22 protein-coding genes are annotated in these 25,029 nt (G+C 63.8%); 14 read left to right on the top strand and 8 right to left on the bottom strand.

Features of this window, described 5'->3' with window-relative positions; translation table 11 throughout:
* Positions 1–99: 99 nt before the first annotated feature.
* The 7 genes from B7X30_RS00825 to B7X30_RS00795 form a co-directional block, all read right to left on the bottom strand.
* The gene (locus tag B7X30_RS00825) at positions 100–1,110 is read right to left on the bottom strand and encodes a class 1 fructose-bisphosphatase (RefSeq protein ID WP_286728576.1); all 1,011 of its coding nucleotides are present in this window, start codon (positions 1,108–1,110) and stop codon (positions 100–102) included.
* A 33-nt stretch (positions 1,111–1,143) separates the two neighbouring features.
* Positions 1,144–3,816, bottom strand: a complete 2,673-nt coding sequence (pepN, locus tag B7X30_RS00820) for an aminopeptidase N (RefSeq protein ID WP_286728574.1) — start codon at positions 3,814–3,816, stop codon at positions 1,144–1,146.
* Positions 3,817–3,859: 43 nt separating this feature from the next.
* A protein-coding gene (gene prfB / locus B7X30_RS00815; protein WP_013123395.1) for a peptide chain release factor 2 occupies positions 3,860–4,964 on the bottom strand; the annotation gives its coding sequence in 2 pieces (ribosomal slippage) (positions 3,860–4,882 and positions 4,884–4,964; 1,104 coding nt in all).
* Between the two features lie 70 nt (positions 4,965–5,034).
* Positions 5,035–6,165 (bottom strand): molecular chaperone DnaJ, encoded by a 1,131-nt coding sequence (gene dnaJ, locus B7X30_RS00810; protein WP_013106170.1) that lies wholly within the window; start codon positions 6,163–6,165, stop codon positions 5,035–5,037.
* Between the two features lie 97 nt (positions 6,166–6,262).
* Entirely contained in the window at positions 6,263–8,215 is a 1,953-nt protein-coding gene (gene dnaK, locus B7X30_RS00805; protein WP_286728579.1) for a molecular chaperone DnaK, read from the bottom strand.
* Positions 8,216–8,328: 113 nt separating this feature from the next.
* Entirely contained in the window at positions 8,329–8,859 is a 531-nt protein-coding gene (gene grpE, locus B7X30_RS00800) for a nucleotide exchange factor GrpE (RefSeq protein WP_286728573.1), read from the bottom strand.
* Between the two features lie 228 nt (positions 8,860–9,087).
* Complete coding sequence (locus tag B7X30_RS00795) at positions 9,088–9,294, bottom strand: hypothetical protein (RefSeq protein WP_013106167.1); 207 nt, start codon at positions 9,292–9,294, stop codon at positions 9,088–9,090.
* Positions 9,295–9,469: 175 nt separating this feature from the next.
* On the opposite strand from B7X30_RS00795, the gene B7X30_RS00790 reads away from it, so the two are divergent.
* Positions 9,470–9,958, top strand: coding sequence for a low molecular weight protein-tyrosine-phosphatase (locus tag B7X30_RS00790; RefSeq protein ID WP_276731159.1), 489 nt, complete (start codon positions 9,470–9,472; stop codon positions 9,956–9,958).
* A gap of 12 nt (positions 9,959–9,970) precedes the next feature.
* Here the strand turns inward: B7X30_RS00790 and B7X30_RS00785 are convergent, their stop codons facing one another.
* Positions 9,971–11,143: a GNAT family N-acetyltransferase gene (locus B7X30_RS00785; protein WP_286728572.1), complete on the bottom strand. Its 1,173-nt coding sequence runs from the start codon at positions 11,141–11,143 to the stop codon at positions 9,971–9,973.
* On the opposite strand from B7X30_RS00785, the gene B7X30_RS00780 reads away from it, so the two are divergent.
* The 13 genes from B7X30_RS00780 (at position 11,142) to bamB (ending at position 24,995) form a co-directional block, all read left to right on the top strand.
* Positions 11,142–12,824, top strand: a complete 1,683-nt coding sequence (locus B7X30_RS00780) for an NAD+ synthase (protein WP_286728571.1) — start codon at positions 11,142–11,144, stop codon at positions 12,822–12,824. The two genes, B7X30_RS00785 and B7X30_RS00780, sit on opposite strands and share 2 nt — an antisense overlap.
* Positions 12,825–12,886: 62 nt before the next feature.
* The gene (locus B7X30_RS00775) at positions 12,887–13,225 is read left to right on the top strand and encodes a P-II family nitrogen regulator (protein WP_013106163.1); all 339 of its coding nucleotides are present in this window, start codon (positions 12,887–12,889) and stop codon (positions 13,223–13,225) included.
* A gap of 94 nt (positions 13,226–13,319) precedes the next feature.
* A complete protein-coding gene (locus B7X30_RS00770) occupies positions 13,320–14,381 on the top strand; it encodes a 2Fe-2S iron-sulfur cluster-binding protein (protein ID WP_286728570.1) in 1,062 nt (353 codons plus the stop codon).
* Positions 14,382–14,612: 231 nt separating this feature from the next.
* The gene (gene scpB, locus B7X30_RS00765; protein ID WP_286728569.1) at positions 14,613–15,338 is read left to right on the top strand and encodes an SMC-Scp complex subunit ScpB; all 726 of its coding nucleotides are present in this window, start codon (positions 14,613–14,615) and stop codon (positions 15,336–15,338) included.
* An 18-nt stretch (positions 15,339–15,356) separates the two neighbouring features.
* The gene (gene rluB, locus B7X30_RS00760) at positions 15,357–17,048 is read left to right on the top strand and encodes a 23S rRNA pseudouridine(2605) synthase RluB (RefSeq protein WP_286728568.1); all 1,692 of its coding nucleotides are present in this window, start codon (positions 15,357–15,359) and stop codon (positions 17,046–17,048) included.
* A gap of 77 nt (positions 17,049–17,125) precedes the next feature.
* Positions 17,126–17,551, top strand: a complete 426-nt coding sequence (ndk, locus tag B7X30_RS00755) for a nucleoside-diphosphate kinase (RefSeq protein WP_156055022.1) — start codon at positions 17,126–17,128, stop codon at positions 17,549–17,551.
* A gap of 89 nt (positions 17,552–17,640) precedes the next feature.
* Positions 17,641–18,780, top strand: a complete 1,140-nt coding sequence (rlmN, locus tag B7X30_RS00750; protein WP_286728567.1) for a dual-specificity RNA methyltransferase RlmN — start codon at positions 17,641–17,643, stop codon at positions 18,778–18,780.
* A 14-nt stretch (positions 18,781–18,794) separates the two neighbouring features.
* A complete protein-coding gene (gene pilW / locus B7X30_RS00745; protein ID WP_013106157.1) occupies positions 18,795–19,646 on the top strand; it encodes a type IV pilus biogenesis/stability protein PilW in 852 nt (283 codons plus the stop codon).
* 6 nt (positions 19,647–19,652) lie between these two features.
* The gene (locus B7X30_RS00740) at positions 19,653–20,567 is read left to right on the top strand and encodes a RodZ domain-containing protein (protein ID WP_286728566.1); all 915 of its coding nucleotides are present in this window, start codon (positions 19,653–19,655) and stop codon (positions 20,565–20,567) included.
* Positions 20,568–20,578: 11 nt separating this feature from the next.
* Entirely contained in the window at positions 20,579–21,862 is a 1,284-nt protein-coding gene (gene ispG / locus B7X30_RS00735; RefSeq protein WP_286728564.1) for a flavodoxin-dependent (E)-4-hydroxy-3-methylbut-2-enyl-diphosphate synthase, read from the top strand.
* A 5-nt stretch (positions 21,863–21,867) separates the two neighbouring features.
* Positions 21,868–23,145, top strand: a complete 1,278-nt coding sequence (gene hisS, locus B7X30_RS00730) for a histidine--tRNA ligase (protein ID WP_286728563.1) — start codon at positions 21,868–21,870, stop codon at positions 23,143–23,145.
* A gap of 42 nt (positions 23,146–23,187) precedes the next feature.
* Positions 23,188–23,829, top strand: a complete 642-nt coding sequence (locus B7X30_RS00725) for a YfgM family protein (RefSeq protein ID WP_286728562.1) — start codon at positions 23,188–23,190, stop codon at positions 23,827–23,829.
* Entirely contained in the window at positions 23,826–24,995 is a 1,170-nt protein-coding gene (gene bamB, locus B7X30_RS00720) for an outer membrane protein assembly factor BamB (RefSeq protein WP_286728561.1), read from the top strand. Before B7X30_RS00725 ends, bamB begins: the two co-directional genes overlap by 4 nt.
* Positions 24,996–25,029 lie beyond the last annotated feature (34 nt).

Here is a 25,029-nt window from a genome sequence, read left to right as displayed (position 1 = left end):
GAACCCTCGACCTTCGCATTACGAATGCGCTGCTCTACCAACTGAGCTACACCGGCGAAGCCAGCCATTCTATACCAGGGGCGGGATTTACTTTTCAGTTCAGACGGTCTGCGCGTGGTAGCGCTGCAGCAGTTCGACTTCTTCGCGCGAGCCGAGCATCACGCTGCAACGCTCATGCAGCGAGGTGGGGACGATGTCGAGGATGCGCTGCGAGCCATTTGTGGCTGCGCCGCCAGCTTGCTCCACCAGGAAGCTCATGGGATTGGCTTCATACAGCAGACGCAGCTTGCCGGGTTTGTTCGGCTCGCGCTTGTCCCACGGATACAGGAACACGCCGCCACGCATGAGGATGCGGTGTACATCGGCCACCATGCTGCCCACCCAGCGCATGTTGAAGTCGCGTCCGCGCGGACCGTCCTTGCCTTGCAGGCATTCGTCGATGTAACGCTTGATTGGTGGCGCCCAGTGGCGCAGATTCGACATATTGATCGAGAACTCGCTGGTGCTGGGCGGAATTTGCAAATCGCGCTCAGTGAGGACGAAACTGCCCTGTTCCCGGTCCAGGGTGAACACGGCCACTCCATGCCCTACGGTGAGCACGAGTTGGGTTTGCGGGCCATAGACGCAATAGCCGGCGGCAACTTGCTTGCTGCCGGACTGGAGAAAATGCTGCTCGGTGACGTCGGTGGTGTTTTTGGGAATCTGCAGCACGGAAAAGATGGTGCCGATGGTGACGTCCACGTCGATGTTGGACGAGCCGTCGAGCGGGTCGAACAGCAGCAGATATTCGCCGCGCGGGTAGTGCTCGGAGACCGGGAACACGGTGTCCATTTCTTCCGAGGCCATGGCGGCCAGATGTCCGCCCCACTCATTGGCGTGGATCAGCACATCGTTGGCGATGACGTCGAGCTTCTTCTGCACTTCGCCTTGCACATTGCCGGTGCCGGCGGAGCCGAGCACGTCGCCCAATGCGCCTTTGTTCACGGCGATGCTGATGCGTTTGCAGGCGCGGGCGACCACTTCGACGAGCAGGCGCAGTTGGGGCGTGATGACGCCGTGCTCGCGCTCCTGCTCGACGAGATAGCGGGTGAGGTTGACGGATTGGGTCATGGGGAGTCTCTGGAAGGAAAGGGGGCGCCGCGATCAGTCGGCCAGGGCGCGTTCGATGATTTCGCGGGTGTCGGAAGACAGCGTGGCGCTTTCGGCCACGGTGCGTAGTGCCTGTTGCGCCGCTTCGCGATAGGCGGGCGCGAGCTTGCGCCAGCGGTCGAGGGCGCGCGCCAACCGGGCGGCGACCTGCGGGTTGATGGCATCGAGCGCCTGAACCTGTTCGGCCCAGAAGGCGTAGCCCGCTCCGTCGGTGCGGTGGAATGCGCCGGGGTTGGCCTGGCAGTAGGCGAACAGCACGCTGCGTGCGCGGTTGGGGTTGTGGATGGAGAAGGCGGGATGCCGCATCAGCGCGCGCACGCGGTCGAGTTGCTGCCCGTCGTGGTCGGGCGCGCTGGCCTGCAGCGCGAACCATTTGTCCATGACCAGGGCTTCACCGGCGAACTGGGCGGCAAAGCGCTCCAGCGCGGGCTTGGCCAGATCGGCGCCGACCTGTACCAACGCGGCCAGCGCGGCGAAGCGGTCGGTCATGTTGTCGGCATCCTTGACGCGTTGATAGACCCGTCCCAGCCAAGTCGCCTGTCCGAGTTCGCACAAATGTGCCTGGGCCAGATTGCGCAGGGCGCGGCGACCGCCACTGGCAAAGTCGGGGCTGTAGCCGCCTTCGGGCGTGAGGCTGTCCCAGAGGGTTTGCCAGTCCTGCGCGAGTTCTCGCGCCAGCACGGTGCGTAGCGCCTGACGGGCGCGGTGGATGCGAGGAGGGTCGACCTCTTCAAGCTGCTCGGCGATGTAGGCCTCGCCGGGCGGGGTGAGCAGCAGTTCCTTGAACGCCGGATCGAGCTTCGGGTCGCGGAGCACGGCGCGCAGCGCGTCGAGATAGGGCGCATCGAGGTTCAGCGCCTCGCCGCGAACGGCCGCCAGCAGGCGCGACAGCGTCAGGCGCTGCGCCGCTTCCCAACGGTTGAACGGGTCGGCGTCGTGCGCGAGCAGATGCAGCAACTCGGCATCGGTGTAGGCGTAGTCGAGGATCACCGGGGCGGAGAAGCCTCTCAGCAATGAGGGCGTGACTGCATCGGCATCGATCTGCTCGAAGACGAAAGTCTGCTGGTCTTCAGTGAGGACCAGCACGGTCGAGGTGCCCTTGTCCTGGCCTTGCAGCCACAGCGGCAGGGCGTTACCCCGGGCGTCGAGCAGGCCCGTGGCGACCGGAATGACCTGCGGCTGTTTACCCGTTTGACCGGGCGTGTCGGGCAAGGTTTGGCGCAGGGTGAGGGTGTAGGTGCGGGCAGCGGTATCGAGCGCGCCGCTGGCGTGCAGGCGCGGGGTGCCAGCCTGGCTGTACCAGCGCTTGAAGGCGGCAAGATGTTGCGCCAGCGCGGAGTCCGGGTTGGCGTCGGCCATGGACTGGGCGAAGTCGTCGCAGGTCACGGCCTGGCCGTCGAAGCGCTGGAAGTACAAATCCATGCCTTTGCGGAAACCGGCTCGTCCCACCAGAGTCTGCATCATGCGCACCACCTCGGCGCCCTTTTCGTAGACGGTGGCGGTGTAAAAATTGTCGATGGCCTGGTATTGCTCGGGGCGCACCGGGTGTGCCATCGGACCGGCGTCTTCGGAAAACTGCGCGGTGCGCAGCACCCGCACGTCTTCGATACGCTTGACCGCACGCGCGGATTCGCCGCCCGAAGCGGCGGCCAGATCCTGGCTGAATTCCTGATCGCGGAAGACGGTAAGGCCTTCCTTGAGGCTGAGCTGAAACCAGTCGCGGCAGGTGATGCGGTCGCCCGTCCAGTTGTGGAAGTACTCGTGGCCGACCACGCTTTCAATGCCGTCATAGTCGGCATCGGTGGCGGTGGCCGGATTGGCCAGCACATACTTGGTATTGAAAATGTTGAGGCCCTTGTTTTCCATGGCCCCCATGTTGAAGTCGCTCACCGCCACGATCATGAAACGGTCCAGATCGAGGCTCAGGCCGAAGCGCTGTTCGTCCCACGCGATAGCCTTGATCAGCGACTCCATCGCGTGCTCGGTCTTGTCGAGATCGCCCGCGCGCACATAGACCTGCAGCAGATGCGTCTTGCCCGACGCGGCACGCACGGTCTGTTCGCGGCACACCAGATTGCCGCCAACCAGGGCGAACAGATAGCAGGGCTTGGGAAACGGATCGTCCCACACCGCTTCATGGCGGCCGCCGTCCAGGTCGGTCTGCGACACCAGATTGCCGTTGGACAGCAGCACCGGGTACTTCGATTTGTCGGCCCGCAGGGTGACGTGAAAGCGGCTCATCACATCCGGGCGGTCGGGCCAGTAGGTGATGCGGCGAAAACCCTCGGCCTCGCACTGGGTGAAGAACGCGCCGCCCGACATGTAAAGGCCGGCCAACTGGGTGTTGGCCTGGGGGACGTTGAGGGTTTCGATTTCCAGTGTGAAGGTCTCGGGCAGTTTGTCGAGCACCAAGGTGTTGCCATCCTGGCGGAAGGCGACAAATTCGCCGTTTACCTTCAAAGTCAGCAGGGTGATGTCTTCGCCGTCGAGAACCAGCGGGGCGGACTCGGCTGCGCCTTCAAGTCGACGCACCGCCATGCGGCTGTGCACGCGGGTCTTGGCGGGGTCGAGATCGAAGCGCAAATGCACGCTGTCGATGGCGTAGGACGGCGGGGTGTACTCCGCCAGGCGGGTGATGCGGGCAGGCGTGTCGGGTTTGGCGGTCATGGCAGTGCGGAGTTCAGCGGGGCAATGGGGATCATGTTGAGGTTTAAAGACCGGACTTCAGGCTGGCGGTGATGAATTCGTCGAGATCGCCGTCGAGCACTTTCTGGGTGTTGGAAATTTCGACGTTGGTGCGCAGATCCTTGATGCGGCTCTGATCGAGCACATAGCTGCGGATCTGATGGCCCCAGCCCACGTCGCTCTTGGTCGATTCCAGCGTCTGTTGTTCGGCCATGCGCTTGCGCATCTCGTGCTCGTACAGCCGCGAGCGCAGCATCTGCCACGCTTCGGCGCGGTTTTTATGTTGCGAGCGATCGTTCTGGCACTGCACCACGATGCCGGTGGGCATGTGCGTCAGGCGCACCGCCGAGTCGGTCTTGTTGATGTGCTGGCCGCCGGCGCCGCTGGCGCGAAAGGTGTCAGTGCGCACGTCGGCGGGGTTGATGTCGATCTCGATCGAGTCGTCCACCTCGGGGTAGACGAACACGCTGGCGAAGCTGGTGTGGCGGCCGCCGGACGAGTCAAACGGGCTCTTGCGTACCAGGCGATGCACCCCGGTTTCGGTGCGCAACTGGCCGTAGGCGTAGTCGCCCTCGACCTTGATCGTGGCACTGCGGATACCCGCGACGTCGCCCTCGGTCTCTTCCATCACCTCGGTCTTGAAGCCCTTGCGCTCGCAGTAGCGCAGGTACTGCCGCAGCAGCATGCTGGCCCAGTCGCAGGCCTCGGTGCCACCGGCGCCGGCCTGAATGTCGATGAAGCAATTGCTCGGGTCGAGCGGGTTGGAGAACATGCGGCGGAATTCCAGCGCCTCGACCTCGGCGGCGGACTTCTCTACATCAGCCTCGATGGCTTCGCAGGTGGCGTCATCGCCTTCCTCGCGCGACATCTCGAACAGCTCGCTGTGATCGGCCAGCGCCGTGGTGAGGCTCTCCAGCCCGAGCACCACGGTTTCGAGCGACTTGCGCTCGCGGCCCAACTCTTGCGCGCGTTTGGGGTCGTTCCAGACCTGCGGGTCTTCGAGCGCCCCTGCAACTTCCATTAGCCGCGACGCCTTGGCATCGAAGTCAAAGATACCCCCTTAGCGCTTGAACGCGCTGCTGGAGGTCGGTAATTCGGTTGGAGATGGCGTTGAGGCGTTCTGCGTCCATGATGCTTTTGAGATGACAAAGGGCGCTATTTTCGCACCCCTTGCCCCTGCCTTGCACTTTGGTCGTTGGCTCAAACCGGTTTGAAGAATTCTTTGGCCTTGTCGAACCACGACTTGGCTTGCGGCGAGTGGCGATCGCCGCCCCTTTTCAGCGACTCGTCGAGCTCGCGCAGCAGACGCTTCTGCTCCTCGTTGAGCTTGATCGGCGTCTCCACGGTGATGTGGCAATACAGGTCACCGGGATAGCTCGAGCGCAGGCCTTTGATGCCTTTGCCGCGCAGGCGGAAGGTCTTGCCGGCCTGCGTGCCTTCGGGGAGGTCGATTTCCGCTTTGCCGCCCAGCGTGGGCACATCGATGCCGCCGCCCAGAGCCGCCTTCGCCATGCTCACCGGAACGTGACAGTGCAGGTCGTCGCCATCGCGCTCGAACACCGGGTGTTGCTTGATGTGGATTTCCACATACAGGTCTCCGGGCGGCCCGCCGTTGACGCCGGGTTCGCCGTTGCCCGTGGAGCGGATGCGCATGCCCGAGTCGATGCCCGCGGGAATCTGCACTTCCAGGGTCTTCTGCTTCTGGATGCGGCCACGGCCATGACAGGCCGGGCAGGGCTCGGGAATGAGCTTGCCCGTGCCGTGGCAGGTCGGACAGGTCTGCTGCATGGCGAACGGCCCCATGCGCTGCGCCACCTGACCGCTGCCATGGCAGGTCGTGCAGGTGATGGGTTTGGTGCCGGGCTTGGCGCCGCTGCCGTGGCAAGTGCTGCATTCTTCCCAGCCGGGGATGCGCAGGCTTTTGTTCACGCCGTTTGCGGCATCTTCCAGGCTTATTTCCAGTGAATAGCTCAGATCGTTGCCGCGGTAAACCTGCGGCCCGCCACCACCGCGCCGCCCGCCGCCGAAAATCTCGTCGAAAATGTTGCCGAAGTCGCCAAATCCCCCCGCCCCGCCTCCGAATCCGCCGAAGCCGCCCGCCGAGGGATCAACCCCGGCATGGCCATATTGGTCATAGGCGGCGCGCTTCTGGGTGTCGCACAGGCACTCGTAGGCTTCCTTGACGATTTTGAACTGCTCTTCAGAGTCTTTGTTGCCCTGATTACGGTCGGGGTGGTGCTTCATGGCCAGCTTGCGGTAGGCCTTCTTGATCTCGTCTTCCGAGGCGTTTTTGCTCACGCCCAAGACTTCGTAGTAGTCACGTTTTGCCACGGGTTCTGCCTTGCGAATCGGTTCAATAACAATGGACAAACGGGAGGGCCGCACGATTAGCGGCCCTCCCGTCGGGAGACTTCAAGTCTGAAGACGATCAGGCCTTGCCGTCCTTTACTTCCTTGAACTCGGCATCGACCACGGTGTCGTCGCCCGCAGCCTGGCCTCCACCGCTACCGGATGAGGCGCCACCGGCCGCGCCGGGTTCAGCGGCTTGGCTGGCGTACATCTTTTCGCCCAGTTTCTGGCTGGCGGCGAGCAGGGCGCTGGTCTTGGCCTCGATCTCGGCCTTGTCTTCCGACTTGATCGCCTCTTCGGCAGCTTTCAGCGCGTCTTCGATGGCGGATTTCTCGCCCGCATCGATCTTGTCGCCATACTCACTCAGCGATTTGCGCACAGAATGCACGGCGGCGTCTGCCTGGTTACGGGCATCGACCAGTTCGCGCTTCTTGTGGTCTTCTTCCGCATTCATTTCGGCATCGCGCACCATGCGCTGCACTTCCTCTTCGCTCAAGCCGGAATTGGCTTTGATGGTGATCTTGTTCTCCTTGCCGGTGCCCTTATCCTTGGCGCTGACGTGCAGAATGCCGTTGGCGTCGATGTCGAAGGTCACCTCGATCTGCGGCACGCCGCGGGGAGCGGGCGGAATGCCTTCGAGGTTGAATTCGCCCAGCAGTTTGTTGCCCGCTGCCATTTCGCGCTCGCCTTGGAACACCTTGATGGTCACCGCAGGCTGGTTGTCATCCGCGGTGGAATAGACCTGCGCATGCTTGGTCGGCACCGTGGTGTTTTTGGTGATCATCTTGGTCATCACGCCGCCCATGGTCTCGATGCCCAGAGACAGCGGGGTGACGTCGAGCAGCAGCACGTCCTTGCGGTCGCCTGCCAGTACTGAACCCTGAATGGCCGCGCCTACGGCCACGGCCTCGTCGGGGTTCACGTCCTTGCGGGGCTCCTTGCCGAAGAACTCTTTCACCTTGTCCTGCACCTTGGGCATACGGGTCATGCCGCCGACCAGGATGACGTCGTCGATGTCGCCCACCTTCACACCGGCATCGGTGATGGCCGTGCGGCAGGGCGCGATGGTGCGCTCGATCAGCTCTTCAACCAGCGACTCCAGCTTGGCGCGGGTGAGTTTGAGGTTCAGGTGCTTCGGACCGGAGGCATCGGCCGTGACGTAGGGCAGGTTGATCTCGGTCTGGGTGGAACTGGAGAGTTCGATCTTGGCCTTCTCGGCTGCGTCTTTCAGGCGCTGCAGCGCGAGCACGTCCCTGCTCAGATCGACGCCTTGTTCCTTCTTGAACTCGGCGATGATGTAGTCGATGATGCGTTGGTCGAAGTCTTCACCGCCCAGGAAAGTATCGCCGTTGGTGGAGAGCACCTCGAACTGCTTTTCGCCCTCGACGTCGGCAATCTCGATGATGGACACGTCAAAAGTGCCGCCGCCCAGGTCGTAAACCGCGATCTTGCGGTCGCCCTTGCCGTGCTTGTCCAGACCGAAGGCCAAGGCTGCGGCCGTGGGCTCGTTGATGATGCGCTTGACTTCCAGACCGGCGATGCGGCCGGCATCCTTGGTGGCCTGGCGCTGGCTGTCGTTGAAGTAGGCCGGCACGGTGATCACCGCCTCGGTGACCGGCTCGCCGAGATAGTCCTCCGCCGTCTTTTTCATCTTGCGCAGCACTTCGGCGCTGATCTGCGGCGGCGCGAGCTTTTTGCCGCGCACTTCCACCCAGGCGTCGCCGTTGTCCGCTTTGACGATGCTGTAGGGCATCAGATCGATGTCTTTCTGCACCTCTTTTTCGGTGAACTTACGCCCGATCAGTCGCTTGACGGCGAACAGCGTGTTCTTGGGGTTGGTGACCGATTGGCGCTTGGCTGAAGCCCCCACCAGAATTTCGCCGTCTTCCATATAGGCGACGATGGATGGCGTGGTGCGTGCGCCTTCGCTGTTCTCAATGACCTTGGGCGTATTGCCCTCCATGACCGCCACGCAGGAATTGGTGGTGCCCAGGTCGATACCGATGATTTTTGCCATGGAAATTCTCCGAATGTGCCGCGCCGCGGGGCGCTGATTTTTAACTGCTAGTTAAATGAGGAAGCTTGTTGTGAATTCAAGTCTTGTGAATCTGGCCGTACCGAATCTGGCCATACCCATACAGGGACTTATTGCGCCACCGTGACCAGTGCCGGACGCAGGGTGCGTTCAGCGATCCGATAGCCTTTTTGCAGCACCGAAACCACCGTGCCGGACGGCTGCTCGGCCGGTTGCACCGAAATGGCCTGGTGCAACGTCGGGTCGAATTTCTCGCCTGCTGCAGGTGCGATTTCCTGCAGGCGGTTGCGCTCGAAGGCCGATTTGAGCTGGCTCAGGGTGAGTTCAACGCCTTGTTTGAGCACATCGGGCTTGCCGCTGGTGTCGGCCAGCGCCGCCTCCAGGCTGTCCTTGACCGGGAGCAGTGATTCGGCAAAGCCTTCCACCGCAAACTTGCGGGCCTTGGCGGCTTCATCTTCCGCGCGGCGACGGATGTTTTCCACCTCGGCGCGGGCGCGCAGCAATTGGTCGTTGAGCTTGGTGATTTCTTCCTGTGCCTGCGCCAGCTCGTCGCTCAGAACGGGCTCGGGAATCAACTCCTGATGCGCACCGTCAGCGGTTTGCGGATCGTCGGAAGGAGGGGTCTGGGGATCAGTCTGCATGGTCGCGAGCGCGGCGTGAGCGCGCGGTTATAAAAAAATGACCATTCCAGCGTGGGGGTGTCTTGCCGAATTTCAAGAGCCTGTCGGCCCGTCAGGAAGGCCAGTTTTTCCGATGCGGAATGAAAAAATCCCCCGCGGGTGCTGCTGCGGGGGATTTCGACGGGCAAGTACGGCAGGTGCTGCCGTCATGCCGGAGCGCCTAGCGTGTAGGCGAACGTCTCGAAGGCCTTACTGAGCCTTCTTTTCTTCTTTTTTCATTTCCTTGTGCACGGCCTTTTTGTGCTCAACCTTCTTGTGTTCGACCTTTTTGTGCTCTTTTTTCATTTCCTTGTGGGCTTCAGGCTTGGCGGCTTCAGGGGCAGCCGGGGCCGGAGTTTGCGCCATGGCAACGGTGGCGAACAGGGAAGCAAACAGCGTGGCAGCAATTTTTTTCATGATGGGATGCACTTTCAATGTTTGGGATGGAAACGATCCAAGCTGGATCAGAGGCTTAATGCGTGTCCCGGTCTTTGGGTTGACACAACTTTGCAAAACTTGCGATTTCGATGGCTAGCAGCCCGGATAATGTCTATTGCGTCTACCGAATTTCTGCATTCCTGTGAGTTCAACCATGTCTGAGTTTTCCGTGCTCTTTGTCTGTATGGGCAATATCTGCCGCTCGCCAACCGCCGAGGGCGTGTTTCGCGCCAGAGTGCGTGAAGCCGGGTTGGAAAAGCGGGTTCGCATCGATTCGGCCGGCACCCACGCCTTCCACGTGGGCTCGGCGCCCGATCGCCGCAGCCAGCGTCATGCGCTGGAGCGGGGCTACGACCTTTCTGGCCTGCGCGCCCGCGCGGTGGAAGACGCAGATTTTTCGCGTTTCGACCTGCTCTTGGCGATGGACTGGGACAACCTCGCCTTGCTGGAACAGCGATGCCCGCCTCAGTTTGCCTCACGCTGCCGACTGTTTTTGAGTTTTGCGCCGCAGGCGCCGGTGGCCGCCGTGCCCGATCCGTATTACGGCACTGAACGTGATTTCGAGCGGGTACTCGATCTGGTGGAGCAGGCCAGCGCGGGGCTGCTCGCCTTCATCGAAAAGCAGCTGGCGCAGCGGGCCTGAAGCGCCGCGGGTTCACTGCACTTCCTTGAACGGCAGGCGCTCTTGCAGGCTGTTCTGATGCTCGGCGAGGGCGGCTGATTCACGCTCCAAATAGTCTTCCACCGCCCGCGAAAACTGCGGATGCGCCAGCCAATGCGCCGAGCGGGTGGCGACGGGTTGCAGTCCGCGCGCCATTTTGTGCTCGCCCTGTGCGCCGCCTTCGAAGGTGGTGTAGCCATGGGCCAGACACCAGGCGATGGGCTGGTAATAGCACGCGTCGAAGTGCAGGGCCGGAATGTGGGCGACGGCGCCCCAGTAGCGACCGTAGGCGATGCGGCTTTGCGGGTCGAGCAGGACGAGCGAACTGGCCACGGGCTGGCGGTCTCGTTCGGCGATAAACAGCAGGCAGTGCTCGGGCATTTGGGCGCCGATGGTCTGAAAAAAAGCGCGATTCAGGTAAGGATCGGAGCCGTGCAGGGCGTAGGTCGTTTGATAGCAGCGGGTGAAAAAGTCCCAGTGCGATTCGGAGATTTCTGCCCCGACAAGCGCGTGGAAACAAACCCCGGCATCGCGCACCTGGCGTTGCTCTTGTTTGATCTTTTTGCGTTTATCGTGCCGCAAACTACCGATAAAAGCCTCGAAGTCGGGCCAGACCGCCCCACCTGCTGCGGGAGGGTTACGCCAGTGAAACTGCAGGGTGGTGCGCTCCAACAGACCGAGCGCACTGCACCACTGGGCCTCCTGCGGGTCGAGAAAAAGGGCGTGCAGCGAACTGAACCCGCTGCGTCGGGCAATGACCAGAATTTCGCCGAGCAGCGCTTTGCGCGCGGTGGCGTCGCGCCCCAGCAACTTGGCGCCGCCCACGGGAGTGAAGGGCACGGCGAGCAGGAGTTTGGGGTAGTAGGGCAGGCCATGCTCCGCATAGGCGCGGGCCCAGGCCCAGTCGAAAACGTATTCGCCGTAGGAGTGCGATTTCACATACAGCGCGCAGGCGGCGGCCAGCGCGCCGCTGGCATCGCGCAGCGACACGACCACGGGCTGCCAGCCGGTCTCTGCGCCCACGCAGCCGCTTTGCTCCAGCGCGCTCAGCCAGACATGGCGCTGAAACGGCGTGGCGCCGGGGGTTGCCGCGACCAGGCTCTCCCAGTCGGCGGCGGGTAGTGCGCTCACCGCGTCCGACAACTCGGTGCGAAAATCCTCAGCCATGACTCTCCAACTCGCTGTTATTCAATGCAACCCGACCGTGGGCGATCTTGCGGGCAATGCGGCGCAGATCGCCCGCCTGACGCGGCAGGCCTATGCGCAGGGCGCGCGCGTGGTCGTCACCCCGGAGCTGGCGCTGACCGGCTATCCCCCGGAAGACTTGTTGCTGCGCCCGGCCTTCCTGCAAGCCAGTGCTGCCGCATTGAAGCAGCTTGCGCATGACCTGTCGGACCTGCCGGAATTGGCGCTGGTCGTCGGGCATCCGCTGGGGCTGGCCGCCGCCGAAGCGCCGCGGATCGCCTCGACCCAGCAGGCGGTGGCCTGCAACGCGGCGTCGCTGCTGCGGGGCGGCGTGGTCGAAGCGACCTATTGCAAGCATGAGTTGCCCAACTATCAGGTGTTTGATGAACGCCGTTATTTCGCTCCGGGCGATCAGCCGGTGGTGTTCGAGGCCGGGGGGATGCATTTCGGCATCAATATTTGCGAAGACGCCTGGCTGCCGCATGCGCCACGCATGGCCCGCGCGGCCGGCGCTCAGGTGTTGCTGGTGCTCAATGCCTCGCCCTATCACCGTGGCAAGACGGCGGAGCGCGAGCGGGTGATGCGCGAGCGCTGCCTGGAAAACGGCATGGCGCTGGTCGCCTCGCAAATGGTGGGCGGGCAGGATGAGATCGTGTTCGACGGCGCGTCTTTTGTGCTCGACCGCGCAGGCGAGCTCGTGGCACGCTCGCCGCAATTCGTCGAAGACATCCTGCGCGTCGATGTGACCGGCGGCGAGGTGCTCAAGCAGACTCCGGCGCATGTGGCGCCGTTGAAGTCCGACCATGCCGAGGTGTATGCGGCGCTGGTGCTCGGGGTGCGCGACTATCTGGGCAAGAACGGATTTCCAGGGGCGCTCATCGGGCTGTCGGGCGGGGCGGATTCGGCGCTGGTGCTGGCCATCGCCGTCGATGCGCTCGGCGCCGAAAAGGTGCGCGCGGTGATGATGCCGTCGCAATACACCGCGCAGATGTCGCTCGACGACGCCGCAGAAATGGCGCAGCGCCTAGGCGTGCAGTACGACGTGCTGCCCATCACGCCGCTGTTCGAAACCTTTCGCACCACGCTGGCCCCGCTGTTGCACGAGCACCCCGGCGACACCACGCTGGAGAACATTCAGGCGCGCATTCGCGGCACCTTGCTCATGGGCCTGTCGAACAACAGCGGGCGCATCGTACTGACCACCGGCAACAAGAGCGAGATGGCCATGGGTTACGCCACGCTCTATGGCGACATGGCCGGGGGTTTCGCCGTCATCAAGGACGTGACCAAGACCTTGGTCTGGGAGCTGGCGCGCTGGCGCAACGCGCACGCGGCCTCAATGGGCGAGGCCGAGGTCATTCCGCAGCGCATCATCACCCGAGCGCCCAGCGCCGAGCTGCGCGCCGATCAGACCGATCAGGACAGTCTGCCTCCGTACGACGTGCTCGATGGCATTCTGCAGCGCTATATGGAGCAGGACGAACGGGTGGAAACCGTGCTGGCCGCAGGCTACGCCCGGGCCGATGTCGAGCGCGTGGTGCACCTGCTCAAACTGTCGGAGTACAAGCGGCGGCAGGCCCCTCCGGGCATTCGCGTCACCCACCGCGCATTCGGCCGCGATTGGCGCTATCCGATCACCTCAAAATTCCGGGAATCGTTCTGATTTCTGCCGATTCACGCATCCCCAGTTAAATTCCGTCTTCAATCACACCGAGGAGCCCTGACATGAAACTTATCACCGCCATCATCAAGCCGTTCAAACTCGACGAGGTACGCGAGGCCTTGGCGGAGATTGGCGTCACCGGTCTGACAGTGACCGAAGTCAAGGGTTTTGGCCGTCAGAAGGGGCATACCGAGTTGTATCGCGGCGCCGAATATGTGGTGGATTTCCTGCCCAAGGTCAAGGTCGAAGCCGTCATCAAGGAAGACCAGGTCGAGCGGGCGATCGAGTCCATCGTCAAGGCGGCGCGTACCGGCAAGATTGGCGACGGCAAGATTTTTGTCACCAGCGTCGAGCAGGTGGTGCGCATTCGCACCGGCGAGACGGGCGAAGTCGCGGTTTAAGCCCACCCCGAAACCTTCGCTTCGCCCAGTTTTCCCCTCAAGGGACAAGAAACTCTTGGGGCGGCCTGGCGAGTTTCTTGAAAGCACTCACTCCATGCCCCGCGTTCACATCCTCCCGGCAGAAACCGATCTTCTTGCCGACCCCGACGAGAATCTGCTGAAGCTGCTCAGGCGGCATCAGGTGCCGATTCGTTATTCCTGCAAGTCGGGGGAATGCGGTTCGTGCAAGTGCGTGCTCGAGTCGGGTCAGGTCAAGCTGAAAAAATACGACCCCAAAGCACTGCCGGATGCGCAGCGGGACAGCGGCATCATTCTGGCCTGCCGTGCCATTCTGAGCGAAGACATCACCATCCGGCTGACCGATAGCGACGATCTGATCGCGCACCCCGAGCGCAAACTGCTGTGCCGCGTGGTGGCGCTGGAGCCGTTGACGCAGGATATTTTCGCGCTGCGGCTGCACATCGAGTTCGCCGACATGGAGGGCATTCCCTTCACTTTTTCGGCCGGCCAGTATGCCCAGATCGTGGTCGAGGTGGACGGGCAGGAAATCGCGCGCGATTTCTCCATGGCCAGCACCCCGGTGGATGCGGAATATGACGATCTGCTGGAGTTTCACATCCGTCGCACCCCAACCGGGGCGTTGAGCAGCCTGCTGGGGAGCGTGATTCGTCCTGGCGCGCAGCTGCTGGTGCGCGGGCCCATGGGAACGAGTTACTTTCGCCCGCGTCACCAAGGGCCGCTCTATGCCGTGGGCGGCGGCACGGGCCTGGCGCCCATGCTCAGTGTGGCGCAGACCGCGCTCGACAACGGCAAGCTCGAACCCGTGGTGCTGTTTGCCGGATTTCGCAATCAGGCCGATGTGTACGGTCTGGAGCAGATGGAGCAGATGCGCCGCAGCTATCGCAACTTCAGCTACCACCTTGCGCTGGACGAGGCGCAGCCGGGAGATCCGCCGCAGGCCGTGCATCGCCCGCTGGCCGCGCATCTGCTGGAGCAGGTGGCCGACTTTGCCGGTTCCAAGGTCTATCTGGCCGGGCCACCGGGCATGGTCGAGGCCATCAGCGCGTCACTGCTGGAACGGGGTCTGCCGGAGAACGATCTGCACGCCGACGCGTTTTACCCGCCCGTAACAGCAGAGCTTGCCCCTGCCGCCTGAAGCGTGAGCGGCAAGCGCGCTACGCAGACGTATTAAAATCGGCTAATAACTCTCAGGCAAACGCGGGGCCGTCCCCAGTTTTCTTGACCCCCAAGGGGGCGAGTCGGGTGCGGCCTGACTCTGGGGGGGGGCGCTGACTTGAGCGCCACGCATCGACACATTGCGCCCGCATTCGGGCACCTGCGGCACAGCGGACGAGTTCCGGCTGATACCGCCCTTTACCGGGTATCTATGAACACGCAAGAGGCCAAGCGGGTCCTCGAGACCGCGCTGATCTGTGCTTCCCAATCCCTTTCCGTCGCTGAACTGCGGCGCTTGTTCGACGACACGATCGCCGCCGACACCGTGCGCGCGCTGCTCGATGAACTGCGCAGCGATTGGCAGGAGCGCGGCGTCGAGCTCGTGCGGCTGGCGCAGGGCTGGCGCTTTCAAAGCCGGGCGGAGATGCAGCCTTTTCTCGACCGGCTCTATCCCGAGAAGCCGCAAAAGTATTCGCGCGCCGTGCTGGAAACCCTGGCCATCATCGCCTACCGTCAGCCCGTGACCCGGGGCGACATCGAAGAGATTCGCGGGGTGGTGGTCAATGCCCAGATCATCCGTCAGCTTGAAGACCGGGGCTGGGTCGAGGTGATCGGCCACCGCGAAGCGCCGGGCCGACCGGCCCTTCTGGCCACCACGGCGCAATTTCTCGACGATCTCGGACTGAAAACCCTCGACGCCCTGCCCCCGTTGGGCGAGCGCGGCGACATGCTGCCGAATTTCGACGGCCTGCAGCAGCGCCTGCCTGAAATCGAGAGTCTGGAAGCCCCGCAAGCAACCCCACGGCAAGAAGCGCCAGACCCTGCCGCGGTCGACGCTGAACCCGGTGAACACCATCCTCCGTCTGAAACGACCGAAGTCGTGCAGCCGGCCTCTATGCCCCGCAGTGCGCCCGAAGGTGCGCTGCCGAACGACTGACCTTGAACGGACAGCACCATGAGCTCTACCGACTCGCCTGACTCCCCCGAACTCAACCCTGCGCCCGAGGCTGTAGAGGCCGTGGCCGATACGCCGCCAGCGCGCAAGACCCGTGCCGCCCCTCGCCGCACGCCGCGCAAGACCGCGGCTGCAAGCACCGAAGAGGGCGCAGCGCCGGAGTCTGGCGAAGCTGTTGCGCCGCCCATTGTCGAAGGAGTGGCGGCTTTGCCAGTTGAGCCCGAGGCGCATAGCACTGTGAGTGCAGACGCCGGCGTGGCAGAGGCCGCCGAGGCGAGCCCGCAGGCTGAGCCGCTGCCGTTGCTTGAGCCCAAGCGCACGGCGCGTCCGCCACGTTCACCGAAAAGCCCGCGTCACCAGACCGAGCCGCAGGCGCCGCAGCTTGAGGCGACGACACCTGCCGCCGCGGCGCCCGCGCCGCTGGTGGGCGTGCAGATTCAGGATGTGATTTCTGGCACTTACGACCAGGCGGCGGAAACCGCCGAGATCGTGCGCCGTGTGCTGGCCCCGGCCGAAGATGCGCCCAAGCTGCATAAGGTGCTGGCGCAAAGCGGCGTGGGTTCACGTCGCGAGATGGAAGACCTCATCCTGGCCGGGCGGGTTTCGGTCAACGGCGAACCGGCGCATCTGGGACAGCGCATCCTGCCGACCGACCAGATTCGCGTCAACGGCAAGATCATCAAGCGCCGCCTGCGGCCGGCCCAGGCCCGCGTGCTGGCCTATCACAAGCCGACGGGTGAAGTGGTGTCGTTCAAAGACCCGGAAGGACGTCCCACGGTGTTTCAGCATCTGCCCAAGCTGCAAGGGGCCAAGTGGACCGCAGTCGGGCGGCTGGATATCAACACCGAAGGCCTGTTGCTGTTTACCACCTCAGGCGACCTGGCCAACCGGCTGATGCACCCGAGCTACGGCGCCGAGCGTGAATACGCCGTGCGGGTGCTGGGCGAGCTTGACGCGGCGGCCCGCGACGAATTGCTAGAGGGCGTGCAGTTGGGCGATGGCCCGGCGCGTTTTCTGAGTCTCGAAGAGGCGGGCGGCGAGGGCGCCAATCGCTGGTGGCGCGTGGTCATCTCCGAGGGCCGCAACCGCGAAGTGCGTCGCATGTTCGAGGCGGTTGGGCTGACGGTGAGCCGTCTCATCCGGGTGCGCTATGCCAGTGTGGTGCTGCCTGCGGGGCTGCGCCGCGGCGATTTTGTCGAGCTCGACAAATCGCAGGTGCAGGCGCTGCAAGGTCGCAGCGGCGAGGCGCCTTCCGGTGCAGGAGACCGCCCCGCGCGCCGCCCGAACGGGCAGAACCAGGGCGGACGGCGCAACGACAGCCGTGGCAGTGGCCGCGGCGGACGCGGCAAGGGGCAGGGCGGCGACCAGCAGCAGCCCGGGCCGGACAGCTACGCCCGCACCACGGTCGAGGCGCTGTTCGGCAAGAGCCCGGTGGTGCGCAGCGGCGGCGGTTCCTGGGGCGGCGCAGGCAATTTCTCGACCGGAAACAAGCCCGGCGGACAATCGCGCCGCAAATCGGGCGGCAAGCAGGGCAGTTCGCAGCCCGATCCGATGAAAACCAGTTTCGGTTACATCCACAAAGATGCCGGGCCGCATCGCGCGGGCGGTGGCGGCGGCCCTTCGGGGGGGCGCCGACGCAGCGGTGGTGGAGGTAGTGGCGGCGGTGGCGGTGGCAATCGCGGCGGGCGCTGAGCACAGTGTGTGACCCGCAGCACAAGTTCGGTGCTGTCTACAATGATGAATTAACCCTTTGATTTCAGGAGCAAAGTATGACCATTGAGCGCACGCTCTCCATCATCAAACCCGACGCCGTTGCCAAAAACGTGATCGGCCAGATCTACGCCCGTTTCGAGTCGGCCGGTCTGAAAATTGTCGCTGCGCGCATGGCGCATTTGTCGCGCGCCGAGGCAGAAGCGTTTTATGCGGTGCACAAGGCCCGTCCGTTTTTCAAGGATCTGGTGGATTTCATGATCTCGGGCCCGGTGATGATCCAGGTGCTTGAAGGCGAGGGCGCCATTCTCAAGAACCGCGACCTGATGGGCGCAACCGACCCGAAAAAAGCCGCCCCCGGCACCATCCGCGCCGACTTCGCCGACAGCATCGATGCCAATGCCGTGCATGGCTCCGACGCGGTGGAAACCGCGGCGCAGGAGATCGCTTTCTTCTTCCCGGCGATGGCGATCTATTCCCGCTGATCGTTTGCTGATCGTTTGCTGATCGTTTGCTGATCGTTTGCTGATTAGTCTGCTGATCCCCCCGCCGACTCCCCGTTGATGCCGCGCCCATGTCTGGCGAACTGACCTCCACCAATCTTCTCCAGTTCGATCGCGACGGATTGGTGGAATGGTTCGGGCGTCACGGCCATGCGGCGTTTCGCGCTCGGCAGGTCTTTCGCTGGATGCACCAGAAAGGCGTGGCCGATTTCGAGGCCATGAGCGATCTGGCCAAGCCCTTGCGCCAATTCTTGCGGGAGCATGCGCACATCGCCGCGCTGCCTGTGCTCAGCGAACAGCGCTCGGCCGATGGCACGGTGAAATGGCTGTTCGATGTCGGGCAGGGCAACGCCGTCGAGGCGGTGTTCATTCCAGAGGCGCAGCGCAACACCCTGTGCGTATCGTCTCAGGCCGGCTGTGCGGTGAATTGCAAGTTCTGCTCCACCGGGCATCAGGGTTTCAGTCGCAATCTGCAAACCTGGGAAATTCTTGCCCAGCTCTGGCACGCCGAGTTCACCATGCGGCGCGAGTTGGATCTGCCGGGCGGCGAGCGCGCGATTTCGAACGTGGTGATGATGGGCATGGGCGAGCCGCTGCAAAACTACAGCGCGTTGGTTCCCGCGCTGCGCACCATGCTCGACGACGATGGTTACGGTCTGTCGCGTCGCCGTGTCACGGTGTCCACCTCGGGTGTGGTGCCCATGATCGACCGGCTGTCGCAGGATTGTCCGGTGGCGCTGGCGGTTTCGCTGCATGCGCCCGTTGATGCGCTACGCGACGAACTGGTGCCGCTCAATCGCAAGTACCCGCTGCACGAACTGCTGGCGGCGTGCAAGCGCTATCTCGACTTTGCCCCGCGCGACTTCATCACCTTCGAATATTGCATGCTCGACGGTGTGAACGACACCCCGGCGCTGGCTCAAGATTTGGTGCGGCTGGTGCGAGCTGCGCAGGTCAACTGCAAGTTCAATCTGATTCCGTTCAACCCGTTTCCCCAGTCCGGGCTCAAGCGATCTTCCGCGGCGCGGGTCGCGGCGTTTGCCCAGGTGCTGCTCGATGCGGGCCTGGTCACCACGGTGCGCAAAACCCGCGGCGACGATATCGACGCCGCTTGTGGTCAACTGGCGGGCGAGGTGCAGGATCGCACCCGCCGCGTCATTCGCATGCAGCAGGCTGCTGCCGTGCCGAATGCGGCCCGCCTGGGTCATTGAGGGAGACTTTGCCCATGTTCCTGAATCTTTGTGCGCGGTCCCACGTTTCGGCTTGGCGGGTAGCCGTACTCGGTTTGCTGATGGCAGGCGCCGCGTTGCTCGGCGGCTGCGCCACGCAGACGCAGCGTGCGGCAGAGATGGGCTCGGGCGCGACTTTGAGCACCCAGCAGACCGATGTTCTCAAGCGTGTTCAGTTGCGTCTGGAACTCGCCGAGGGCTACTACCAGCGCGGGCAGTTCACCGTGGCGCTCGAAGAGGTGAACAAGGCGCTGGCAGAGAAATCTGATTTCGTGCCCGCCTACACCATGCGCGCGCTCATCTATACCGCGTTGAACGACACCGCCAAGGCCGAGGCCAATTACCGCGAGGCGCTGCGGCTCTCGCCGGACAATCCCGATGCGCTGCACAACTATGGCTGGTTCCTGTGTCAGCAGCGTCGCTACCCGGACTCGTTCGTTCAGTTCAACAAGGCCCTGGCCATCCAGAATTACCGTTATCCGGTGCGCACTTATCTGGCGCTGGGGGTGTGCCAATACCGGGCAGGAGATCTGGCTGCATCGGAAGGCACGCTCAAAAAGGGCTTCGCGCTCGACCCGGGCAATCCTGCGTTGTCCACCAATCTGGCTGTCGTGCTCGACCGCATGGGCAAGCCCAAGGAAGCGCTGTTCTACATTGCCCGCGTCAACAGTGGTCAGTACGCCAGCGCCCAGTCGCTTTGGGTCGGCATTCTGATTGCCCGCAAGGCGGGTAATGCGATGGACGCTGCGCTGTGGACCAATCAACTCGTACAGCGCTTTCCAGACTCGCGTGAAGCCATCGCCGCGCAGCAGGGGAAGTTTGATGATTCCGCCCTGCTGAACTACTGATTCCGTATGACTGAACCCACTCCGGAACTGATTGCCAGCCGTGCCAAGGCGGGGGCTGCCCTGCGCGAGGCGCGCATGGGAGCCGGGCGCAATGTCGAAGAGCTTGCCGCACAGCTCAAGGTGGCCCCTGCAAAAATCGCTGCGCTGGAGGCAGGTGATTGGTCGGCGCTGCCCGACGACACTTTCGGTCGTGCGCTGCTGCGGAGTTGCTGCAAGGCGCTGAAAATCGATGCGAAACCCCTGCTCGACCTGCTTCCGGGCGCCCCAGTGCTGCACAGCCCGGTGCCGGACGAGGAGGGCGCGGAGTTGGCCGCACGCGTGCCAGAGCGTCCTTTGCCGCGCTCGGCGAGTGCTACTCGTAAATCGTACGGTCTGCTTTGGCTGGCGGTGCTGATCGTTGCGCTGGCCGCCGTGGTGTTTTTCTGGCCCGCCTTGCGGGGTTTGACCGAGGGGCTGATGCCAAGCGCGGCGAAGCCCCAACAACCCGCGCCGGGCTCGGTGGAAAACGTGCTGCCCGCCGCTTCGCACCCGACCTCGCATGCCGCGTCGCACCCCGCATCTCATCCCGCAAATGCCGGTTCGTCGCCGCTGCCCTTGCAGAGTACGCCCGCCACCGCAGGCTCGGCGCCGGTGCCAGTTGCGCCGGTAGCCTCTGCTGCAACCAGCGCTGCTTCGGGCAATGTGCTGCAACTGGCGGCGAGCGCGCTGAGCTGGGTGCAAGTCACCGCCAGCAACGGCAAGGTGATTTTTTCTCAGCTCATGCAACCCGGTGCGCCGCAAAGCATTCAGGTGCCTGCGGGAAGCACGCCGCTGGCCATCGTAGTGGGCAACGCGCCGCACACCACGGTGAGCTACGCAGGCAAGCCCGTCGATCTCACCCCGGATACGCGAGCGAATGTCGCGCGCTTCACCCTGAAATAAATCGCTGATTCATGGAATTGCTCGACCCCCCCATTTCCGAAGCCGTGCCCGCCCGCCACCGCACGCGTCAGGCTCGCGTGGTCTGGGGCGATCATGTGGTGACCGTGGGCGGTGACGCGCCGGTGCGCGTGCAGTCCATGACCAATACCGATACGGCCGACGCGATCGGTACAGCCATTCAGGTCAAGGAGCTTGCGGTGGCGGGCTCGGAACTGGTGCGCATCACGGTGAATACGCCCGAGGCCGCAGCGGCTGTGCCTGCCATTCGCGAACAGCTCGACCGCATGGGCGTTTCGGTGCCGCTCATCGGCGACTTTCATTACAACGGCCATCGGCTGTTGAGCGACTTTCCCGATTGCGCCCGTGCGCTGTCCAAGTACCGCATCAACCCGGGCAATGTGGGCAAGGGCGACAAGAAAGACAAGCAGTTCGGTCAGATGATCGACATCGCCCAGCGTTACGACAAACCCGTGCGCATCGGGGTGAACTGGGGCAGTCTCGATCAGGAACTGCTCGCCAGCCTGATGGACGCCAATGCCCGCCGCGCCCAGCCTTATGAGGCGCGCCAGATCATGGCGCAGGCGCTGGTGCTCTCGGCGCTGGAATCGGCTCAGCGTGCTCGTGAATTGGGGATGGATCCGGCGCAGATCCTGCTGTCGTGCAAGGTTTCCAATGTGCAGGATCTCATCACGGTGTACCGCGCCCTGGCGGCGCGTTGCGACTATCCCCTGCATCTCGGCTTGACCGAGGCCGGCATGGGCACCAAAGGCGCGGTGGCCTCGACTGCGGCGCTGGCTGTGCTGTTGCAAGAGGGTATCGGCGACACCATCCGCGTGTCGCTCACCCCCGAGCCGAATGCGCCGCGCAGCCAGGAAGTGGTGGTGGCGCTGGAAATCCTGCAGGCTCTGGGCCTGCGCGCTTTCACACCCAGCGTCACCGCCTGCCCCGGCTGCGGCCGCACCACCAGCACCTTTTTTCAGGAACTGACCCAGAGCATCGACCAGTTTCTGCGCGCGCAGATGCCCGTCTGGCGTAACCGCTACCCCGGTGTGGAGCAACTGCGCGTGGCCGTCATGGGCTGTATCGTCAATGGCCCGGGTGAAAGCAAGCACGCCGACATCGGTATCAGTCTGCCCGGTACCGGCGAGGCACCGGCGGCGCCGGTGTTCATCGACGGCGAAAAGCGCATGACCCTGCGTGGCGACAACATTGCCGCCGAGTTCCAGGCCATCGTCGAGCAATACGTTCAACAGCGCTACGGCGCGCCCCATCGCCATCCTGAACAGGCGGCTTGAATTTCATGGCAGACAAACTCAGTGCCGTCAAAGGCATGAATGACATCGTGCCGCCCAAATCGGCGGCGTGGGAGTGGTTTGAAGAGCAGGTGCGCGCGCTCATGGGCAGCTACGGCTACCAGAATCTACGCACGCCCATACTCGAATACACCCCGCTGTTCGTGCGCGGCATCGGCGAAGTGACCGACATTGTTGAGAAAGAGATGTACAGCTTCACCGACGCGCTCAACGGCGAGCCGCTCACGCTGCGCCCCGAAGGCACGGCGGCCGTGGTGCGCGCGTGCATCGAACATTCGCTGCTGTATGACGGCGGCAAGCGGCTCTGGTACACCGGGCCGATGTTCCGTCACGAGCGGCCGCAACGCGGGCGCTATCGCCAGTTCCATCAGGTCGGCGCCGAGGCGCTGGGTTTTGCCGGGCCGGATGTGGACGTGGAACTCATTCTGATGGCCCGTCAGCTCTGGGCGCGTCTGGGCCTGAGTGAACTGGTCACGCTCGAAATCAACTGTCTCGGTCAGGCCGACGAGCGGGCGCGGCATCGAGTGGCGCTCATCGCCTATCTCGAACAACACATCGATCAACTCGATGAAGATGCGCGCCGCCGCCTGCACAGCAATCCGCTGCGCGTGCTCGATACCAAGAATCCGGCCATGCAGGCGCTGGTGGAGGGGGCGCCCAAGCTCATCGACTACCTCGGCGAAGCGTCTTTGGCGCATTTCGAGGGGGTGCAGACGCTGTTGCGCGCGGCGGGGCAGTCTTTCACCCTCAACCCGCGACTGGTACGCGGGCTGGACTATTACAACCTCACGGTGTTTGAGTGGGTGACCGATCGGCTGGGCGCGCAGGCCACGGTCTGCGCGGGCGGACGCTACGACGGGCTGATCGAGCAGATCGGCGGCAAGCCCACGCCCGCCTGCGGTTGGGCGCTGGGCATGGAGCGGGTGCTCGAACTGCTGATCGAAGCGGGTCAGAATGCGCCCGTGAGCGCCCCTCATGCCTACGCCGTGATGACCAGCCCTGAGTTGATGTCGCGTGTCATGCCCCTGTGCGAGTCTTTGCGTGCAGCCGGAGTGCGGGTACAACTGCACATGGGCGGCGGCAGCATGAAGTCGCAAATGAAAAAGGCCGACGCCTCCGGCGCGCGCTGGGCGCTGGTGTTCGGTGAGCAGGAATTGCAGTCCGGGCAGGCCGGCATCAAGGATCTGCGCGGCGCGCAGGATGCGCAGCAGCAGCGCATGCTGCCGCTGGAACCCTTGCAGACGCTGGTTTGCGCTCTGCTCTGAATGGCCAACCTAAAATAGCCGCTTTTCGTCCCCCATCGACCCATGAGCTACAACTTCGAAGAACAAGAGCAGATCGCCCAGATGCGCCATTTCTGGGAACGTTGGGGCACCCAGATTTCCGCGGGTGTGCTGGCCGTCGCTGTGGGTTTCGCCGGCTATTACGGCTGGCAATGGTGGCAACGCAACCAAGGGGCGAAGGCGGCAGTGGTGTTCGAGCAGGTGCAGGCCGCCCTCCAGAGCAATAGTCCTGACAAGATCGAGCAGGCCTGGGCTGTGATGCAGAGCAAGGTTCCAGGCAGTGCCTATGCCGGCATGGCTGCGCTGGCCGTCGCCAAGTCCTTGCACGACGCGGGTAAAAACGAGCAGGCCATCACCGCGCTCAAGTGGGCCTCCGAGCACGCGGCCGGACCGAGCGCGCGCTCAGTGGCCCGGCTGAATCTCTCGGCCTTGCAGATCGATGCCAAACAATATGCCGAGGCGATCAAAACCCTGGCTGACGTGCCCGAGCCGACTTTCGCCGCCCTGTTTGACATCCGCCGTGGCGATCTGGCCATGCTGCAAGGCCAGCGCGACGCGGCCCGTACCGCTTACGAAGCCGCACTCAAGGCGCTGCTGCCTGCCGATTCATCACAGCGCGCTGCGGTGGAGCAAAAACTGCAGTCGGTCGGCGGAGGTGCGGCATGAGCGCGACCCGTCAGAGTTCCCGCTTTGTGGCGCCACGCTTCGTGCGTCTGGCGCGTCTGGCTCTGCCTCTCTTGCTGGTCGCGGGCTTGGGCGCTTGCGCTTCGGGCTCCAAACCGCCTGAGCCGATGCCGCTGACCCCGGTGGTCAACATTCTGACTGTCAAGCAAGCCTGGACGCAGAATATTGGCGCGGTGCCCGCGTGGTTCCAGACCGCAACACTGCCGGACGCCGTCGTCGTGGCCTCGGCAGACGGGCAGGTCATGCGCCTGAACAGCGCCACCGGGCAGGTGGTCTGGTCGGCCAAGGTGACTGCGGGCATCAGCGCGGGGACGGGGAGCGACGGCACCTTTACCGCCGTGGTCGACAAGAACAACGGCCTCGTGTCGATCGGCCCTAAGGGCCAGCTGCTGTGGCGCTATCAGTTACCGGCCACGGTGCTCACACCGCCTTCCGTGTTCGACGGTCGCATCATCGTCCAGGCAGCCGATCAGCGCGTGTTTGCCTTTGACGCGGCGACCGGCAAGCGTTTGTGGCAAGCCGACAGTCGCGCCGCCTCCCTGCTGGTGCAACAGGCCGGCGGTATCGTGGAGCGCAACGGCGTGGTGATGATCGGCACCGGCCTCGGGCGCATCGATGCTTACGACCTGGACAACGGTTTGCCGCGCTGGCAGGCCACTCTCGCACGCCCCCGTGGCGTGACCGAGGTCGAGCGCGTGGTCGGCATTACCGGCCAACCGGCACTGCTGGGCTCGGTACTGTGCGCGCGTGCCTACCAATCCGCCGTGGGCTGCGTGGACGCCGATACCGGCCGCATGCTCTGGACGCGCACCGCCAACGGCTACACCGCGCTGAGCATGAACGATCAGGAAGTCGTCGGAACGCAGGCGAACGGTGACGTGCAGGCGTATTCGGCCACCGATGGCGTACCGAGCTGGACCAATGCCCAGATGAAATGGCGCAAGCTGAGCGCGCCGCTTTTGGTCGGTCGCACGGTGGCGGTGGGTGACTATCAGGGCTATATCAGCTTTCTTTCCGCCAAGGACGGCAGCATCGTCGGCCGCGTGGCGACCGACGGCAGCGCCATCCAGTCGGCGCCCGTGGTCGTGGGCAAGACCCTGGTGGCGGTCACGGCCAAGGGCGCGGTCTACGCCTTCGTGCCGGACTGAGAGGGTGTGAACAAATCCGCCATGTCCGCTCATC

This window comes from Thiomonas sp. 13-64-67, assembly GCF_002282795.1.
GTDB lineage: Bacteria > Pseudomonadota > Gammaproteobacteria > Burkholderiales > Burkholderiaceae_C > Thiomonas > Thiomonas arsenitoxydans.
Note: the sequence above shows the minus strand (reverse complement) of the source record. Positions and strands in the feature narration are given on the sequence as shown.

Coding starts and splice junctions, on each gene's coding strand:
- ispG (WP_286728564.1), top strand. CDS start 20,579: ATGGAATTGCTCGACCCCCCCATTTCCGAAGCCGTGCCCGCCCGCCAC.
- hisS (WP_286728563.1), top strand. CDS start 21,868: ATGGCAGACAAACTCAGTGCCGTCAAAGGCATGAATGACATCGTGCCG.
- scpB (WP_286728569.1), top strand. CDS start 14,613: ATGAACACGCAAGAGGCCAAGCGGGTCCTCGAGACCGCGCTGATCTGT.
- B7X30_RS00795 (WP_013106167.1), bottom strand. CDS start 9,294: ATGAAAAAAATTGCTGCCACGCTGTTTGCTTCCCTGTTCGCCACCGTT.
- ndk (WP_156055022.1), top strand. CDS start 17,126: ATGACCATTGAGCGCACGCTCTCCATCATCAAACCCGACGCCGTTGCC.
- B7X30_RS00785 (WP_286728572.1), bottom strand. CDS start 11,143: ATGGCTGAGGATTTTCGCACCGAGTTGTCGGACGCGGTGAGCGCACTA.
- B7X30_RS00770 (WP_286728570.1), top strand. CDS start 13,320: ATGCCCCGCGTTCACATCCTCCCGGCAGAAACCGATCTTCTTGCCGAC.
- grpE (WP_286728573.1), bottom strand. CDS start 8,859: ATGCAGACTGATCCCCAGACCCCTCCTTCCGACGATCCGCAAACCGCT.
- B7X30_RS00725 (WP_286728562.1), top strand. CDS start 23,188: ATGAGCTACAACTTCGAAGAACAAGAGCAGATCGCCCAGATGCGCCAT.
- B7X30_RS00780 (WP_286728571.1), top strand. CDS start 11,142: ATGACTCTCCAACTCGCTGTTATTCAATGCAACCCGACCGTGGGCGAT.
- B7X30_RS00825 (WP_286728576.1), bottom strand. CDS start 1,110: ATGACCCAATCCGTCAACCTCACCCGCTATCTCGTCGAGCAGGAGCGC.
- bamB (WP_286728561.1), top strand. CDS start 23,826: ATGAGCGCGACCCGTCAGAGTTCCCGCTTTGTGGCGCCACGCTTCGTG.
- pilW (WP_013106157.1), top strand. CDS start 18,795: ATGTTCCTGAATCTTTGTGCGCGGTCCCACGTTTCGGCTTGGCGGGTA.
- rlmN (WP_286728567.1), top strand. CDS start 17,641: ATGTCTGGCGAACTGACCTCCACCAATCTTCTCCAGTTCGATCGCGAC.
- B7X30_RS00740 (WP_286728566.1), top strand. CDS start 19,653: ATGACTGAACCCACTCCGGAACTGATTGCCAGCCGTGCCAAGGCGGGG.
- pepN (WP_286728574.1), bottom strand. CDS start 3,816: ATGACCGCCAAACCCGACACGCCTGCCCGCATCACCCGCCTGGCGGAG.
- B7X30_RS00775 (WP_013106163.1), top strand. CDS start 12,887: ATGAAACTTATCACCGCCATCATCAAGCCGTTCAAACTCGACGAGGTA.
- rluB (WP_286728568.1), top strand. CDS start 15,357: ATGAGCTCTACCGACTCGCCTGACTCCCCCGAACTCAACCCTGCGCCC.
- B7X30_RS00790 (WP_276731159.1), top strand. CDS start 9,470: ATGTCTGAGTTTTCCGTGCTCTTTGTCTGTATGGGCAATATCTGCCGC.